General features: G+C 63.4%; 16 protein-coding genes. 9 read left to right on the top strand and 7 right to left on the bottom strand.

The genetic code is table 11. The annotated features are described in order from the left end of the window. Positions 1–178: 178 nt before the first annotated feature. The 3 genes from AC3RCJ_RS07410 to AC3RCJ_RS07420 all read right to left on the bottom strand — a co-directional run bounded on the left by AC3RCJ_RS07410 (position 179) and on the right by AC3RCJ_RS07420 (position 3266). Positions 179–844: a DUF1345 domain-containing protein gene (locus AC3RCJ_RS07410; RefSeq protein ID WP_492960397.1), complete on the bottom strand. Its 666-nt coding sequence runs from the start codon at positions 842–844 to the stop codon at positions 179–181. 40 nt (positions 845–884) lie between these two features. Next, entirely contained in the window at positions 885–2156 is a 1272-nt protein-coding gene (locus AC3RCJ_RS07415; protein WP_492960399.1) for an MFS transporter, read from the bottom strand. Positions 2157–2240: 84 nt separating this feature from the next. Further along, positions 2241–3266 (bottom strand): CDP-6-deoxy-delta-3,4-glucoseen reductase, encoded by a 1026-nt coding sequence (locus AC3RCJ_RS07420; protein ID WP_492960401.1) that lies wholly within the window; start codon positions 3264–3266, stop codon positions 2241–2243. 12 nt (positions 3267–3278) lie between these two features. Between AC3RCJ_RS07420 and AC3RCJ_RS07425 the strand changes: the two genes are divergently transcribed. The 4 genes from AC3RCJ_RS07425 (at position 3279) to AC3RCJ_RS07440 (ending at position 5444) form a co-directional block, all read left to right on the top strand. Further along, the gene (locus tag AC3RCJ_RS07425; protein WP_492960403.1) at positions 3279–4196 is read left to right on the top strand and encodes an SDR family oxidoreductase; all 918 of its coding nucleotides are present in this window, start codon (positions 3279–3281) and stop codon (positions 4194–4196) included. Positions 4197–4279: 83 nt separating this feature from the next. Further along, complete coding sequence (locus AC3RCJ_RS07430; RefSeq protein WP_492960405.1) at positions 4280–4540, top strand: hypothetical protein; 261 nt, start codon at positions 4280–4282, stop codon at positions 4538–4540. A 176-nt stretch (positions 4541–4716) separates the two neighbouring features. Then, the gene (locus AC3RCJ_RS07435) at positions 4717–4962 is read left to right on the top strand and encodes a hypothetical protein (RefSeq protein ID WP_492960407.1); all 246 of its coding nucleotides are present in this window, start codon (positions 4717–4719) and stop codon (positions 4960–4962) included. A 242-nt stretch (positions 4963–5204) separates the two neighbouring features. Then, positions 5205–5444: a hypothetical protein gene (locus AC3RCJ_RS07440; protein WP_029496207.1), complete on the top strand. Its 240-nt coding sequence runs from the start codon at positions 5205–5207 to the stop codon at positions 5442–5444. A gap of 84 nt (positions 5445–5528) precedes the next feature. Here the strand turns inward: AC3RCJ_RS07440 and AC3RCJ_RS07445 are convergent, their stop codons facing one another. From AC3RCJ_RS07445 to AC3RCJ_RS07455, 3 genes are all read right to left on the bottom strand, one after another. Then, a complete protein-coding gene (locus AC3RCJ_RS07445) occupies positions 5529–6227 on the bottom strand; it encodes a glycine-rich domain-containing protein (RefSeq protein ID WP_492960409.1) in 699 nt (232 codons plus the stop codon). A 239-nt stretch (positions 6228–6466) separates the two neighbouring features. Further along, positions 6467–8314, bottom strand: coding sequence for a CHASE domain-containing protein (locus AC3RCJ_RS07450; protein WP_492960411.1), 1848 nt, complete (start codon positions 8312–8314; stop codon positions 6467–6469). 222 nt (positions 8315–8536) lie between these two features. After that, the gene (locus AC3RCJ_RS07455) at positions 8537–10303 is read right to left on the bottom strand and encodes a glutamine--tRNA ligase/YqeY domain fusion protein (RefSeq protein WP_492960413.1); all 1767 of its coding nucleotides are present in this window, start codon (positions 10301–10303) and stop codon (positions 8537–8539) included. Positions 10304–10465: 162 nt separating this feature from the next. Here AC3RCJ_RS07455 and AC3RCJ_RS07460 point away from each other — a divergent pair, with 162 nt between their 5' ends. The 4 genes from AC3RCJ_RS07460 (at position 10466) to AC3RCJ_RS07475 (ending at position 13044) form a co-directional block, all read left to right on the top strand. Next, positions 10466–10759 carry a DnaJ domain-containing protein gene (locus tag AC3RCJ_RS07460; RefSeq protein WP_010395442.1) on the top strand — a complete coding sequence of 98 codons (294 nt, stop codon included), beginning with the start codon at positions 10466–10468 and terminating at the stop codon, positions 10757–10759. Positions 10760–10858: 99 nt separating this feature from the next. Beyond that, on the top strand, positions 10859–11371 hold the full coding sequence (locus tag AC3RCJ_RS07465) for a hypothetical protein (protein WP_492960415.1): 513 nt from the start codon (positions 10859–10861) through the stop codon (positions 11369–11371). Then, positions 11361–12152 carry a hypothetical protein gene (locus AC3RCJ_RS07470; RefSeq protein ID WP_492960417.1) on the top strand — a complete coding sequence of 264 codons (792 nt, stop codon included), beginning with the start codon at positions 11361–11363 and terminating at the stop codon, positions 12150–12152. The genes AC3RCJ_RS07465 and AC3RCJ_RS07470 overlap by 11 nt, the downstream gene beginning before the upstream one ends. Positions 12153–12171: 19 nt before the next feature. Then, positions 12172–13044, top strand: coding sequence for a hypothetical protein (locus AC3RCJ_RS07475; RefSeq protein ID WP_492960419.1), 873 nt, complete (start codon positions 12172–12174; stop codon positions 13042–13044). Between the two features lie 121 nt (positions 13045–13165). Here AC3RCJ_RS07475 and AC3RCJ_RS07480 read toward each other — a convergent pair whose 3' ends face one another. Further along, positions 13166–14068, bottom strand: a complete 903-nt coding sequence (locus AC3RCJ_RS07480) for a LysR family transcriptional regulator (RefSeq protein WP_492960421.1) — start codon at positions 14066–14068, stop codon at positions 13166–13168. A gap of 108 nt (positions 14069–14176) precedes the next feature. Here AC3RCJ_RS07480 and AC3RCJ_RS07485 point away from each other — a divergent pair, with 108 nt between their 5' ends. Further along, positions 14177–15469 (top strand): MFS transporter, encoded by a 1293-nt coding sequence (locus AC3RCJ_RS07485; protein WP_492960423.1) that lies wholly within the window; start codon positions 14177–14179, stop codon positions 15467–15469.

Raw genomic sequence — 15469 nt, forward strand, 5'->3', positions numbered from 1 at the left:
CAACGGCGAAACCCGCTGCCAGGGCGCGTCGGCGCCTGCTTCCTGCCTCGTGCACTCAATCTCTGTGCATGACTTATCTTACTCCAGTTTCCACAATTTCAAGGGGTCTGCACGATTAAGATGGGCTTAACCCTACACGCAGGTCAAGTTTCCCTATGGAATTCTTTTTCCCTGCCGCTTATCCATTGATCAGTCCGGCAGCGATATTGATGGACAGCCCCAGCACGACCAGGTTGAAGAAAAAGCTCAGCACGGATTGCCCCAGCACGATCTGCCGCATCAGGCGCGTCTGCACGGCAACGTCTGACGTTTGCACGGCCACGGCGATGGTGAAGGCGAAATACAGGAAATCCCAGTAGTCGGGGTTTTGTTCGTCGTCGGGAAACTTCAGGGGGCGTAGCGTGGGGTCGGCCTGGTAATACAGGTGGGCGTAATGGAAGCAGAACAGGGTGCCGACGAGAAACCAGGAGCCGACCAGGGTCAGGATCGTCAAGCCGTAGTGCAGTACGCGCTCGTCCGGCGTCATGTCCTTCATGGCCGACAGTTGCGAGACGATGGCGACCAGGCTCATCACGGACGCCACCGACAGGGCCGACAGGACGGTGGTTGCCCGCTCGTCCTGGCGCGCGGCCATCGCCTTGACCTTGTGATGGTTGGCACGCATCATCATCCAGGCCATGGTGGCCAGGTAGAACCAGACGGCGACGTTCCACGCCGTCAGCAAACGCGTCATCTGTTGCCAGGACGGCGGCAGCAGCAGCCCGGCCGCCACGCCGATGGCCGTGGCCATGCTCAGGTGGGGTCGGCTGCGGATGAAGCTGTGAAGGGGGAGCGTGATTTTCATGGTGCCAGGAAACGTCAATGGGAATAGCGCATCTTAGCCCTTAAGTTGCCGTCGCGGTGGCGGCCCTGGCCGCCGTTTCCTTGGCATGGTGGGGAAAGCGGTCCATGCGCGACAGGACGGGGAACAGCACGGCCCAGATACCCGTCACGGCCAGCGTGGCGGCGCCGCCGAAGAGCACGGCGCGCACCAGGCCGAACCAGCCGGCCGTCAGGCCCGATTCGAACTCGCCCAGTTCGTTCGAGGCGCCGATGAAGACGGCATTCACGGCGCTGACCCGGCCGCGGATGGCGTCGGGCGTCTCGAACTGCACCAGCAGGTGGCGGATGTAGACGCTGACCATGTCGCCGGCGCCCATCAGGAACAGCGCCGCCAGCGCCAGCGGAAAATGGCTGGTGCTGCCCAGTACCAGGGTGCCCAGGCCGAAGACGGCCACGCCGCCGAACATCCAGGCGCCCACGCGGCGCGTGATGGGGAAGAAGGCCAGCGCGATCGAGCACAGGGCGGCCCCGGCGCCGGGCGCCGTGCGCAGCAGGCCCAGGCCGCCGGGGCCGGTGTGCAGCACGTCATGCGCCAGCGCCGGTAGCAGGGCCGTGGCGCCGCCGAACAGCACGGCGAACAGGTCCAGCGAAATGGCGCCCAGCACGATGGGTTTCGACCAGACGAAGCGCAAGCCTTCGAGCAGGGTGTGCCAGCTGACGGGCTCGCGCTTGATCACTTGCGGCGCCGGCGTGGTGGCGCGCATCAGCAGCACGGACAGCACCAGCAGCGCCGACGAGGCCAGGTACACGACCTTGGGGCCGAAGTAGTACAGCAGGCCGCCCACGGTAGGACCCAGGATGATGGCGACGTGCGAGCTCGACGAGCTGAGCGCGACGGCGCGGCTGAAGTGTTGCGTCGGCACCATGTTCACCAGCACGGCCTGCGTGGCCGGCATCATGAAGGCGCGCGCGCTGCCGAACAGCACCAGCACGGCAAACACGGGCCAGACGATGGAAAGATTGCTTAACGTAAATCCCAGCAAGGCCAGCGCGCACGCCAGCTGGGCCGCCAGGCACCAGGCGATGATGTTGCGGCGGTTATGGCGGTCGGCCGCGTGGCCGGCGGGCAGGATCAGCAGCAAAAAGGGGGCGAATTGCGCCAGGCCGATCAGGCCCAGGTCGAACAGGCTGCCCGTGATCTGGTACACCTGCCAGCCGATGGCCACGCTTTGCATCTGCACGGCCACGGTGCCCAGCACGCGGGCCGACAGGTAACAGGCGAAATTGCGGTGGCGCAAGAGACTGAAGCCGTTGCCGGCGGAGGCGAGAGACATGACATTTCCAGGGAGCAGCGGGGTGGCAGGGAGGCAAACGCAGCGGAGGCCGCCACAGCAGCGCCCGCTGTCTGGATGGGGCGCTTACTGGGCCAGGTCGGCTTCGGTGGTGAAGGCGTCCGCGTAGAACTCGTCTTCGGGCAGGCCGCATTGCTGCACGAAATCGCGCCTGGCCGAATCGACCATCACGGGCGCGCCGCAGGCATACACCTGGTGGCCGGACAGGTCGGGCAGGTCGGCGATGACGGCCTGGTGCACGAAGCCCGTGCGGCCGCTCCAGGCGTCTTCCGGCAGGGCATCCGAAACGACGGGCACATAGGTGAACTGCGGCAAGTCGGCGGCCCACTGGCGGCACAGCGCGTCCATGTACAGGTCGTGCGGGCGGCGGCCGCCCCAGTACAGGGTGATCGGGCGCGCCGACTGTTCGTGGAGCATGTGCTCGACGATGGCTTTCAAGGGGGCGAAGCCCGTGCCCGAGGCCAGCAGCACGACGGGCTTGTCGCTGTCCTCGCGCAGGAAGAAGGTGCCCATCGGGCCTTCGAAGCGCAGGATGTCGCGCTCCTTCAGCGTCGTAAATACCTGGTCGGTGAACAGGCCGCCGGGCAGGTGGCGGATGTGCAGGGTCACGGGGCCGCCGTCCTGCGGCGCATTGGCCATGCTGTACGAGCGGCGCTTGCCATCGCGCAGCATGAATTCGATATACTGTCCGGCGCGGTAGTTCAGGCGCTCGCTGGCGGGCAGCTGCAGGGTCAGCACGACGACGTCGGGGGCGACTTTGTCGATCGTGGTCACGCGCGACGGCATTTTCTTGATCGGGTAGTCGCTGCTGCCCGCCACTTCGCGCGCCTCGATGACGAGGTCGGCACTGGCCGTGGCGCAGCAGAACAGGGAAAAGCCGGCCGCTTCCTCGTCCGGCGTCAGGGCGCGCTGCTGGTGCGCCTTGTGCTGGACCGTGCCGGCCACGATCTTGCCCTTGCAGGAGCCGCAGGCGCCATTCTTGCAGCCATACGGCAAGCCCACGCCGGCGCGGATGGCCGCCGCCAGCACGGTTTCGTCCGCTTCGCAGCTGAATTGGTGGCCGCTGGGCTGAACAGTAACTTGAAAAGTCATACAATCCTTGAGATGAAAAATATGTTAATGCACTCTTTGCGCAAGCCGGTGGGCCTGCCGCGCCTGCTGATCCTCGGCTGCGGCGATGTCGGCATGCGGCTGCTGCCCCTGCTGCGCGCGCGCTTTCGCGTCTTTGCCGTCACCAGCCAGCCAGGCCGCCGCGCGGAACTGCGCGCGGCCGGCGCCGTGCCCATCGTGGCCGACCTCGACGACCGCGCCAGCCTGCGGCGGCTGGCCGGACTGGCGCCCTACGTGGTGCACCTGGCGCCGCCCCAGTCGGCGGGCTTGCTGGACCGGCGCACGCGCCATCTGGCCGCCATTTTACCCGAGCATGCGCGCCTGGTGTATGTGAGCACCAGCGGCGTGTACGGCGATTGCGGCGGCGCCAGGATAGCCGAAACGCGGACTGTGGCGCCCAGCAATGCGCGCGCCCGGCGTCGCGTGGACGCCGAGCAAGTCTTGCGCGCCTGGAGCGCGCGCAGCCAGGGGCGCCTGGCCATCCTGCGCGTGCCTGGCATCTACGCGGACGACCGCCTGCCCCTGAAGCGCCTGCGCGAGGGCACGCCGGCGCTGGCGGCCGGCGACGACGTGTACACCAACCACATCCACGCCGATGACCTGGCGCGCCTCATCGAGCGCGCGCTGTGGCGGGCCAGGCCCGGTCGCGTGTACCACGCCAGCGACGACAGCGAACTGAAAATGGCCGAGTATTTCGATGCCGTCGCCGACGCCTTCAAGCTGCCGCGTCCGCCGCGCCTGCCGCGCGAAGAGTTGCAAAAAGTGGTCACGCCGATGCTGCTGTCGTTCATGTCCGAGTCGCGCCGCATGGACAATGGCCGCATCAAGCGCGAGCTGGGCGCGCGCCTGCGCTACCCGCGCGTGGCCGATGCATTGCAATCGTTGCCAGACGACAAGGCCGGCTTCAGTTAAAATGGCCGGTTATTTCCGCATATTTCAGCGGCCGGCGCGCCTCGCGCCCGCCCGCCGCGCATGACTCATTAAAGGATTACTCCATGACCACCCTGACATACGAAGAATATCTGGACGAGGTCACGACCGTTCTCACCGAGCTGTATGACCTTGAAGACGAAGCGGCCATCAAGCTGGTGGTCGGCGCCCAGGATGCCGAATTCTTTGTCCCGCACGACGCCCACGAAGCGATGCGTACCATGGAGCAGGCGAAGAAGGATGCCGTGACCCTGTTCGAGCGCAAGCAGAACCGCCAGCAGACGCAGGAAAAGCAGCAGCAACGGGTGCGCCAGAAGAAGGTGTAGGCGGAAGGGCGTGGCTGGCGTGGCCCGCATGGCGCGCGACTGCCCGTTCCGATTGATGCAGCGCAAACGGGTCATGATGGCCTGGCGATATGGTGAGCAATGTCGTCACGCCTTTCGGAAAGTTAAGGCTGGCTGGGCTGTAGGCGCGACGAATGCCCGGCCGTCAGGAGCATGCGATGCATCACATTACCCATCCCAGCAAGGAACAGGTGCGCGCCTATATGCGGCGCCGCGAGCATGCGGTGCAACCGCCGCCGCCGCCCCACGAGATCCGCCGGCAACTGGCCTGGCGCCGCCTCGACGCCATGCCGCCCAGCGTGGCCGCGCAGGGCTGGCAATTATCCGCCGACATGACACGCCTCGGTGCGCTGATGCTCATAGTCTGGCTGATGCGCAGCGGTGTTGCTCATCGTAAAAATTGATGACTTGCAGCAAATTTTTCCATTTTGAGTTATCCTCTAGCACATTCCAAGTGCGTCAATTCTCTTCAATTATCACAATTTTGCTTTAAGTTACGCAAAAATCAACAATAGCGTGTATTATATTGTTTGCGGGAATTAAACCGCATAAGTGATGGCGATTTTTAGTGTGTTTACCCTGAATTATTGCAAACGAGACTTTGGTGTTTTATTTTGCATTAATACAACAAGTACGGATTTTGATCATGTCTCTCAAACAAATTACCTCTTTGCCCACCTACAACCCGAATCGCGTCCTCGATGCGATCATCGACAAGCTGCAGCTGAAAAATGATGCCGCCCTGTCGCGTGCACTGGAAGTGGCGCCACCCGTCATCAGCAAGATTCGTCATAACACCTTGCCGATCGGCGCCACGATCCTCATCCGCATGCATGAAATCAGCGATTTCAGCATCCGTGAACTGCGCGAGCTGATGGCCGCCTAAGAGCGCCTGACGGGCGGCAAGTTGAGAGATGCCGCCTGGTTGGATCAGGCTTGCCGCGTGCGGCAGCCACACAGTGTCTTCCGCTTACGCTTGCGTCTCCGGACTCAGCGATGGGCGATCGACATAGAAACGACTCGCTTCCCCGTTCGACAACGCTGAAGCCTCCACCGCCGTGGCGCGCGAGCCCGGTGCGCTGGAAAATGCCGTTACGGCACTGCCTGTCGCCCTTCCCGAATATGCCGCTGCCGGCTGCGCCTGGACTGCCGCGCTGGAAAATGCCGTCGCCTGTACCGCTGCGCTGGAAAACGCCGTCTGCCTGGCGGGTGCGCTGGAAAACGCCGTCGCCTGCACCGCCGCGCTGGAGAATGCCGTGGCCTGCACCGCCGCGCTGGAAAACGCGGCTTGCGCGGCCCGTCCCGAATACGCGGTTTCCGCGCGGAGGTAATCCTCGCCGAAAGTCTGCTCGTACAACTGTTTCATGCGTTCGCCGACACGGTGGTGTGCCGCTTCATCGTCTTCGCCGCGCAGGCCGATGTAGGGGAAGTGATGCAGGAAATAGCCAAACACCTGCTGGCAATCGGCCGCATATTTCAAGGTGTCGAGGATGTGATAGTGCCAGAAGGTGTCCACATCCATCAGTGGCGCCGTTTCTTCCTGCGGATACTGCTTCATCAGGATCAGGAAGCGGCGATACTCGAATTCCACCGCGTTGGCCTTTTCCAGGCTCCATCCTTCACCGGATTCCCGGTGCATCAGCTTGACCTTGATTGCGTCCAAATTCAAATCTGCAATTGCCTTGAAACTGTCGTTCGTATCCATGAGTGTCCTTGGGTAAAAGAGCGTGACGGGAAAGACTGTAAAGGAAGAAGGGGGGCTGGCTGGTGGCGTGTACTCCTGGCGAGTGGGATGGAATGCCTGGCCATTGCTGGCAGGCGCGAAAAAAGTTGTGCTACATCAATATTGCATTAAATCATGAAATATGCAAGCTTTGCATGTTGCTAACTATCGTGCGCCAGGCCGTGTCAGGCGCTGGCCTTGCTGTCTTCCTGGTAGGGAAAACGGGTGGCGTCGGCTCCCAGCGGTACGCTGACGTGCACGCTCATGCCGGCGCCGGGACTGCTTTCGATATGCAAGGTGCCGCCCAGCAACTTGATGCGCTCCTCGATGCCGACCAGGCCGAAGGAACCCTGCTTGTTGCGCCCGTCGGCGGCGGCGCCCACGCCGTTGTCGCACACGCTCATCGACACCGTGTCGCTGCACTTTTCCAGCTTGACCTGTACCCGGCTGGCGTTCGCATGCTGCGAGATATTGCTCAGCGATTCCTGCAGGATGCGGAACAGGGCCGTGGCGCACTGGTCGCTCAGGCAAATATCGTCGTGGCTTTCGCTTACCTCGCAGGCGATGCCTGTGCGCAGGCGGAATTGCGCCACTTGCCATTCCACGGCGGCATTCACCCCGAGGTCGAGCACGGTCGGGCGCAAGTCGTTGATGATCTGGCGCACGCTCTTGATCGTGGCATCGATCTGCTCCAGGGTGGAGCGGGCGCGGGCATTGAGGCGCGGGTGGCGACGCTGCGTGCGCGAGGCCAGCATGTCGGCATCGATGCGCAGCACCAGCAGGTTCTGCCCCAGGTCGTCGTGGATTTCGCGCGCGATGCGCTTGCGCTCTTCTTCCTTGATCTGGTCGGCGTGGGCTGCCAGGCGGCGTAGTTTCTGGTGCGACACTTGCAGGCGGATCTGGCTGGCCCGCAATTCTTCCGTCATGCCCGTGGCCATCTGGATCGCGCGCCGGCGCGACGACGACAAGGTGTAAAACAGGGTGTACAGCAGCATGGCGCTGGTAAAGCCCACCAGCAGGGCCAGCCAGGGCAGGAAGGCGTCGAAGCGCGTATACAGGTCGCTCTTGCGCACGCTGAACAGCGCTTGCCATATGCGGCCGTTGTAATCGATCAGCATGGTGCTGCTCAGGTATTTCCCCGAGTTGCCGGGCTGCCACCAGGGCGAGTGCATGCCCGCCACCGTGCTGTCGAAGATGGGCCGCATGTCGTGCGGCAGATCCAGCGGCGCCATCGCTTGCGGGCCGATGTCGAACAGGGTCAGGCGGACGTTGCGCACCGGCATGTCCGCCAGCACGCTGCGCATCATCGCGGCCAGGTCGAAGCCGATGCCGACCGAACCCTGGTAGGCGGCGCGCCGCTGTGCCACCGTGTCGATCGGCATGCCGATGCGATACACGGGCAGGCGCATGGCCATGCCCGTCAGTTGCGGCCGGCCTTCCATCGGCACGGGGATGCCGGAATTGCTGATGCGGCCAGAATCGCGCGACTGCTCCAGCGTTTCGGCGATCAGGGGCCGCGAAGCGATGTCATGGCCATACTTGTCCACGGCGCTGGCGATGGGTTCCAGGTAGACGAGCACGGAATAGTGGCTGGCCGGTCCTGGCGGCTCGATGGCAAACGCGGGATAGCCGTCGCGCCCGGGCGGATAGTCGCGCCGCATGGCCGCTTCGAATGCGGGCCGCTGCGCCTCGCTCAATTCGTGCGCGTAATTGATATTCATCACGCCGGGAAAGTTCTGCTTCAGTTCCATGTGCGTGGCATAGCGGTGGAACTGCTCGCGGCTCACATGCTCGCTGGCGCGGAACAGGCTGGCCGCGCCGCGCAGCAGGTCGGCGTACGACTTGACGCGGGTTTCGATGTTTTGGCGGGTATTGCGCGCCAGGTTGTTGAACAGCTCGCTGGCATCGTTTTCGATCGATAGCGAGGCCGCCATATAGAACAGCAAGCCCACCATCAGCGAAAGCGCGAAGCCGAGCAGCCAGAGAGGCTTCTTTTCCGAAAATAACTGTTTCTCGCCGGCAGGAGAAGACATCGCCATCCGCATCATGAAGAGGAATCGGTGCCGCCTGTGTGGTGGCTTTGTTCAGTTGCGCAAACGCTATTGGAATTGCAAATTGCTCAATAGCTGCACAATATACAAAACTATCGTCCGTGTAGTCAACAGGCAATGTTATGCAGCAAGGGGAGGTCGGCAAGTGCCTGCCGAAAACGAAAAAAAACCGCCGCAGCGGTTTTTTCATGTGCCGTCCAGCCCTTATTTCGCGGGCTGCCAGCTGTCCTTCAGGGTGACGATGCGGTTGAAGACGGGCTTGCCAGGCTGGCTGTCGACGCGGTCGGCCGCGAAATAGCCGTGGCGCTCGAACTGGAAGCGCTGTTCCGGCTGGGCCAGTTCCGCGCCCGGTTCCAGCCAGGCCTGCACCACTTCCTTGGCCAGCGGATTCAGGGCCAGCTTGAAGTCCTTGCCGCCCGCGTCCGGCTGCGGATCGGTGAACAGGCGGTCGTACAGGCGTACTTCGGCGGGAATCGCCGTCGGCGCGCTGACCCAGTGCATATTGCCCTTGACCTTGTAGTTGGCGCTGCCTTCCGTGCCCGACTTGCTGTCCGGGAAATACGTGCAATGCACGGCGATGACCTTGCCGTTTTCATCCTTGTCGTAGCCCGTGCATTCGATCACATAGCCGTAGCGCAGGCGTACCTTGCTGCCCGGCTTGTCGTCGATCGGCGGATACAAACGGAAATAGCCCTTGTTCGGCACTTCCATGAAGTCGTCTTCCTCGATCCACAGCTCGCGCGAGATGGGGAAGGTGCGCAAGCCCCGTTCCGGGAAGTGCGGATGCACGGGCGCCGTGCACTCGACGCTCTCGTTTTCGGGGAAGTTGTCGATAATCAACTTCAACGGACGCAGCACGGCCACCGTGCGCGGCGCCTTCGGGTCCAGGTCTTCGCGCAGGCAGCCTTCGAGCACGCTGTAGTCGATCCAGCCGTCGGACTTGGTCACGCCCGTGCGTTCGCACATCAATTGGATCGCTTCCGGCGTGTAGCCGCGGCGGCGCATGCCCACCAGGGTCGGCATGCGCGGGTCGTCCCAGCCGTCGACGATGTGTTCTTCCACCAGCTGGCGCAGCTTGCGCTTGCTGGTGACGATATACGTCAGGTTCAGGCGCGAGAATTCGAACTGGTGCGGTACCGGTTGCTGGAAGAAGCCGCCGGCGGCCAGGGTTTCCAGCAGCCAGTCGTAGAACGGGCGGTGGTCCTGGAATTCCAGCGTGCAGATCGAATGCGTGATGTTTTCCAGCGCGTCCGAGATCGGATGCGTGTAGTCGTACATCGGATAGATGCACCAGGCGTCGCCCGTGCGGTGGTGGTGCGCATGGCGGATGCGGTAGATGGCCGGGTCGCGCAAGTTCATGTTCGGCGAACTCATGGCATCTTCGCTCATCTTCGCGCGCAGGATGTGCTCGCCATCCTTGAACTCGCCCGCCTTCATGGCGCGGAACAGGGCCAGCGATTCCTCGCGCGGACGGTCGCGGAACGGCGAATTCTTGCCGGCCTGGCCGAAATTGCCCCGGTTGGCGGCCATGTCTTCGGCGCTCTGGCTGTCCACGTAGGCAAAACCGGCCGTGATCAGGTACTCGGCCATCGCGTACAGCTGGTCGAAATAGTCGCTCGCGTAGTGCAGGTGGCTGTGGCCATCGGCAGTCTTCGGTTCCCAGTCAAAGCCCAGCCATTTCACGCTGTCCATGATGGTGTCGACATATTCCTGCTCTTCCTTGGCCGGATTGGTGTCGTCGAAGCGCAGGTTGCACTGGCCGGCGTAATCGCGCGCCAGGCCGAAGTTGACGCAGATCGACTTGGCATGGCCCACGTGCAGGTAGCCGTTCGGTTCCGGCGGAAAACGCGTGATCACCTGGGGCAGGCCGGGGCGCACGTGGGTGCCGGCAGCCAGGTCGGCTTCGATGATGTTACGCAAGAAATTGGGCGCCAGCGCTGGCGCGGCGGTATTCGGTTTATCGTTGCTCATTGATCAATGCGGAAGAGTGACAGTAAAGAGCATTTTACCGTACCGCAAGCGCTTTATAAGCACGTATTTGCCCCCATTTCCCAGCATGCAAGCGACGCGGGCGCCGTTCTATAGGATAATTCGCCTTTAATTAGCAAACAAAACGTGACCCCGGAGCCATTTATGGAAAATTTGTATAACGTCCTCGGTGTCGCGCCCAATGCCAGCGACGATGAAATCAAGAAGGTTTACCGTTCGCTGGCCATGCGCTTCCACCCCGACCGCAACCAGGCCCCCGGCGCCGAGGCGCGCTTCAAGAGCGTCACCAAGGCGTATGAAATCCTGGCCGACCCGGCCAAGCGCGCCGAATACGACCAGAGCGTGAACCACCGCATCATCATCGATCCGGAAGCGGAAGCCTATGCCCTGTGGTGCGGCGTGTTCCGCCTTCACGGCACGGTACTGCCGGCCGACTAAGCACGCTGGCGGCCGTCCGGTCAGCCTGAATGATTTTAAAAACAACAACAACGGCGCTTTTAACGTAATAGCGCCGCGCATCACATTGGAAAGCACAGCATGAGAAGAGTACACCCTGAATTCGCGTACCAGTCGCGCGAGCTGGAAGGCCAGATCGACGGCATCCTCGGCGACCCGCCGAACCGCAAGAACTATAAAAGCATGGTCGACGCGCTGGTGAGCGAGTACGCCAGCGGCGGCGGCATCGAAGACGTGAACATGCTGGCCTTCGCGCTGGTCGACCACATCACCTTCAGCGACCCGAAAGGCTTGCTGGCCGAAAGCGAAGACTACGAGTTCGGCGACCCGTCCCGCGTGTTCTCCATGGCCGCCTGCGCCGCGCCGGAAGCGGCGAAGATGTACGCCGCCATCGAAGACAGCTTCCCCGACCTGGCGCGCCAGGCCATCATCACGGCCTTCCTGCACAAGAATCCGCGCCTGTGGGACGACGACGACCAGTCGCTCGACCAGCTGGCCGCCAATGACGACGGCGACGACGAGCACGATGAAGATGCCGCCACCGACGATTTCGCCCAGATGTTTGACCAGGATGGAGATGACCATGGCCGATAACAAGGATGAACAAAAAAGCAATCTTCCCGCGCTGACGAAGCAGGTCACGGAATTGGTGCTGTCCGGTTCGCTGGGCCACGCCGAGCAGGCGTTTGCCGACGCGGCCGACCAGTACGGCGACCTGGCCGTGGTGGAAGTGCTCAATGCCATCCCGCCGCAGGTGACGGCCCTGCACCTGGCCGGCTTCGACGGCGGCAAGATGTCGCTGGCCACCCTGCTGGTGCCGCCGAAAGCCTGGGCCGACAGCCTGGCCTTCATCGCCGCCACCTGGAGCGACGACCAGATCGAGGACGATCCGGAACGCATCGCCGAAGCCCTGTTCGCGCACATCCACGGCGTGGTGTTTTCCACCGACGACGCCGAGCGCCGCCGCGAGCTGCTGCTCGAAGCGTCCGCCACCGACTGGGGCGCCACGGCGTTCGCCATCCTGTTCTCGATGGCGCCGAAGGAAATCCTCGAAGTGGCGGGCGAGATCGTCATCAAGGGACCGTACGTGACGGGCGTGACCTCGTCCGACAACGACGTCGTGCCGCTGGCCATCGAGCTGGCGCAAGCCAATGAAGACGGCTGGGACCGCTCGCTGTTCGAACTCTTCCCCGATTTCCGCCACAGCGCCGACCTGGCCGACGCCGAATACTCGGACGATCCGGACGAAGAGCCGACCATGTTGCAGCGCAGTACCAAGGAATTGCTGTACCGCCTGCGCAAGCAAGTGCCGAGCACGCGCAGCGCGCCGCGTTCCAGCACGCGCCGCAGCCTGGGCACGGGCATTTTCTCGTAATGAAAGCAGGGAATTACTAATGCTGCCAGCAATTGTTGTAGAGAATCTTCCGCGCCTCGTGCGCGCCATCAAACTGTTGCCGGGCGACCCGCGCGAAGACGCGGCGCTGAACCTGGCCGACGAATTGACGGGCATCACGGCCATGGTGGCCGAAAAGTTCACGAACGAGCGCACGGCCGACGGCATCCAGAAGGCGCTGTACCTGACGGTGGGCGGCGTCTCGCTGGGCCTGGAACAGGCCGTCACGCATGAAGGCGACCAGGCCGCCCTCGACTTCCTCGTCGAGCACGGCGCCGAGCACGCGTTCCAGGTGGGTTTCCGCCTGATCAAGGAACTGTCGCAGCTGCCCGAAGACGCCCTCGTCGGCGAGTACGACCAGGACCCCGTGTATTTGCAGCGCCGTTTGCGCGAACTGTTCATCGATATTTGCCAGGCCGACCCGAACCAGAACTGGGCCGGCTATGAAAAATATGCGTTGCAGTTGCAACAGCGCAAGGAAGTGCAAGCCGTCGTGCGCCTGGCCGGCTGGCTGCGCCGCCACCACGACAACGGCCCCGTCAGCGACAGCGACCTGAATGCCGAAGGCGTCATCGCCCTGGCCATCATCTTCGCCATCGAAGGCGGCGGGCGCATCGTGGCGCGCACGGGCCAGAAGGAGTTCGAGCGTTTCGTGCGTTCCGTGCGCAAGAACAAGCCCGACTTCGAGGAAGGCTGGGCCGCCCTGGTGGCCAAGGTGCCTGTGCAGCATCACCCGGTCTTGCTCGACCGCATCGATGCCTACCGCCGCAGCTGCACCGTGGTGCAGAAGATCCTCACGCGGGCCAGCATGAAGAGCTTGTTCGAGGACCTGGAGAATTACGCGGGTTCCGAGCTGGATGCGGATTATTCGTGACCGCTGGTGTCGGATTACGCGGCGGCTTCGCCACCGCTAATCCGACCTACGCCTGCGACGGCGCGCGTCCCGTAGGTCGGCTTAGCTGCGGCGCGGCCGCAGCGTAAGCCGACACGCCGGCCTACGCTCCCCCTTCCATGGCCGCTTCCTCGGCCAGCTTGACGAATGCCGCCACCAGCGGCGACGTCTCTTCCTCCCTTTGTGCCAGTAACAGGCTGGTGGTCGCCTGCGGGTCGGCGATGGGGCGGTAGCACACGCCATCCATGCGGATGCGGTCGAACGAGGCGGGCAGCACGGATATGCCGCAGCCGGCCGCCACCAGGCCGATGATGGTCGACGCTTCGCCCGCTTCCTGCGTGACTTGGGGCACGAAGCCGGCCGCCTTGCACAGGCGAAAGATCTGCGGATAAATCCCCGTGCCCGCATCCCTGGGGTACATGACAAAACCTTCGCCCGCCATGTCGGCAATCGCGATGCTGTCCTTGGCCGCTAGCGCGTGGGCGACGGGCAGCACGAGGAACAGCGGGTCCTGGCGCAATTCGGTGAGGCGGATGTCGTCCGGGTACGTCGTTTCCGGCGGGCGCACGAAGCCCAGGTCCATCGTCCTGCCCGAGATCGCTTCCAGCTGATGCAAGGTCGCCATCTCGTGCAGGGTCAAGGTGACGTGGGGAAACTGCTGGCGGTAGCGGTTGATGACGGTGGCAAAATACGGCGTAAACGGCGTGGAAAAGGTAAAGCCGATGCGCAATTCGCCCGCTTCGCCCCGCTGGGCCCGGCGCGCCGTCACGGCCGCCTGTTCCGACAGGGCCAGGATGCGCCGCGCATCGTCGAGGAACAGCGTGCCCGCCTGCGTCAGGCGCACGGAGCGCTTGTTGCGCTCGAACAACTGCGCCCCGAGTTCCCCCTCCAGCGCCTGGATCTGCTGGCTCAGCGGCGGCTGGCCGATGTGCAGGCGCTCGGCCGCGCGCGTGAAGTGCAGCTCTTCGGCGACGGCGACGAAGTAACGCAGGTGGCGCAGTTCCATATTCGTCCAGTAATCGTTTTAAAGTATGAGTTGGGCCTTGAATATATATTGGACGATATGAGTTGGCAATCCTAAGATGAAGACTCGCTTCCTTTCCGAAACACGGCCATGTCTGATTCATCGCTTGCCTTTGCCCCCGCCACCTCGTCTGCCATCCCGGTTTCCGCGCCCGGTTCCGCTCCCGCTCCCGCTCCCCGCTCGGCTATCGCCAAGGGGTCCATCGAATTCAAGCGCAGCAACCGCGCCCTGTTCTTTGGCGGCTTTTCCACCTTCAGTTTGCTGTACTGTATCCAGCCGCTGTTCCCGCTGCTGTCGCAGCAGTTTCATCTGACGCCCGCGCAAAGCAGCTGGTCGCTGTCCGTGTCGAGCGGCTTGCTGGCCATCTCGCTGGTGCTGCTCAGCGCCGTCTCGGACCGGGTGGGGCGCAAGCCCTTGATGGTGGCGTCGATGTTTTCCGCCGCGATATTGACGATCCTGTCCGCCTTCGCGCAGGATTATGCGCAGCTGCTGGCCATCCGCGCCGCGCTGGGCGTCGCCCTGGGCGGCATGCCGGCCGTGGCCATGGCTTACCTGGGCGAGGAGATCGAGGGGCCGTCGCTGGGCTTGTCGATGGGCTTGTATATTGCGGGCAGCGCGTTTGGCGGCATGTCGGGGCGCTTGATCGCTTCCATGCTCAGCGATTTCCTGTCGTGGCGCTGGGCCTTGGGCGTGCTGGGCGTGGCCGGCGTGCTGGCGGCGGCGGAATTCTGGCGCAGCCTGCCCGCATCAAAAAACTTCGTGCCCAGTACCAAGGGTTGGAACGCCTTGCCGCATGCCATCAAGCAGCATTTTTCCGACCGGGGCTTGCCGTGGCTGTTTTGCCTGGCGTTCGTGCTGATGGGGTGTTTCGTCAGCCTGTACAACTACATCGGCTACCGCTTGCTGGCCGCGCCATTTGGCTTGCGCCAGAGCACGGTCGGCTTGCTGGCCTTTTTGTATCTGATCGGCATCTTCAGTTCCGTCTGGGCGGGACGCCTGGTGGACCGCCTGGGACGGCGGGGCGTGCTGTGGATCATGCTGTCGCTGATGCTGTCCGGCATAGTATTGACCCTGTTCGACTCGCTGCCGCTGATCGTCATCGGCATGGCGCTGGCTACCTTCGGTTTCTTTGCCTCGCATTCGATCGCCAGCAGCTGGGTCAGCCGCCGCGCCCGCGCGCCGCAGGCACTGGCCTCGGCCTTCTACCTGCTGTTCTATTACCTGGGATCGAGCCTGATCGGTTCCGCCTCGGGCATGATGTGGGGCTTCGACGGCTGGACGGGCGTCATCATCATGCTGGGCCTGTGCCTGGGCGGCGGCGTGCTGATCGCCTTGCGCCTGCGCCATCTGCAGCCGCTGGGCGCGCGCGAGGCGGCGGCTTGA

It is taken from the genome of Janthinobacterium sp. GW822-FHT07H11 (assembly GCF_058798615.1).

Coding starts and splice junctions, on each gene's coding strand:
- AC3RCJ_RS07410 (WP_492960397.1), bottom strand. CDS start 844: ATGAAAATCACGCTCCCCCTTCACAGCTTCATCCGCAGCCGACCCCAC.
- AC3RCJ_RS07415 (WP_492960399.1), bottom strand. CDS start 2,156: ATGTCTCTCGCCTCCGCCGGCAACGGCTTCAGTCTCTTGCGCCACCGC.
- AC3RCJ_RS07420 (WP_492960401.1), bottom strand. CDS start 3,266: ATGACTTTTCAAGTTACTGTTCAGCCCAGCGGCCACCAATTCAGCTGC.
- AC3RCJ_RS07425 (WP_492960403.1), top strand. CDS start 3,279: ATGAAAAATATGTTAATGCACTCTTTGCGCAAGCCGGTGGGCCTGCCG.
- AC3RCJ_RS07430 (WP_492960405.1), top strand. CDS start 4,280: ATGACCACCCTGACATACGAAGAATATCTGGACGAGGTCACGACCGTT.
- AC3RCJ_RS07435 (WP_492960407.1), top strand. CDS start 4,717: ATGCATCACATTACCCATCCCAGCAAGGAACAGGTGCGCGCCTATATG.
- AC3RCJ_RS07440 (WP_029496207.1), top strand. CDS start 5,205: ATGTCTCTCAAACAAATTACCTCTTTGCCCACCTACAACCCGAATCGC.
- AC3RCJ_RS07450 (WP_492960411.1), bottom strand. CDS start 8,314: ATGTCTTCTCCTGCCGGCGAGAAACAGTTATTTTCGGAAAAGAAGCCT.
- AC3RCJ_RS07455 (WP_492960413.1), bottom strand. CDS start 10,303: ATGAGCAACGATAAACCGAATACCGCCGCGCCAGCGCTGGCGCCCAAT.
- AC3RCJ_RS07460 (WP_010395442.1), top strand. CDS start 10,466: ATGGAAAATTTGTATAACGTCCTCGGTGTCGCGCCCAATGCCAGCGAC.
- AC3RCJ_RS07465 (WP_492960415.1), top strand. CDS start 10,859: ATGAGAAGAGTACACCCTGAATTCGCGTACCAGTCGCGCGAGCTGGAA.
- AC3RCJ_RS07470 (WP_492960417.1), top strand. CDS start 11,361: ATGGCCGATAACAAGGATGAACAAAAAAGCAATCTTCCCGCGCTGACG.
- AC3RCJ_RS07475 (WP_492960419.1), top strand. CDS start 12,172: ATGCTGCCAGCAATTGTTGTAGAGAATCTTCCGCGCCTCGTGCGCGCC.
- AC3RCJ_RS07480 (WP_492960421.1), bottom strand. CDS start 14,068: ATGGAACTGCGCCACCTGCGTTACTTCGTCGCCGTCGCCGAAGAGCTG.
- AC3RCJ_RS07485 (WP_492960423.1), top strand. CDS start 14,177: ATGTCTGATTCATCGCTTGCCTTTGCCCCCGCCACCTCGTCTGCCATC.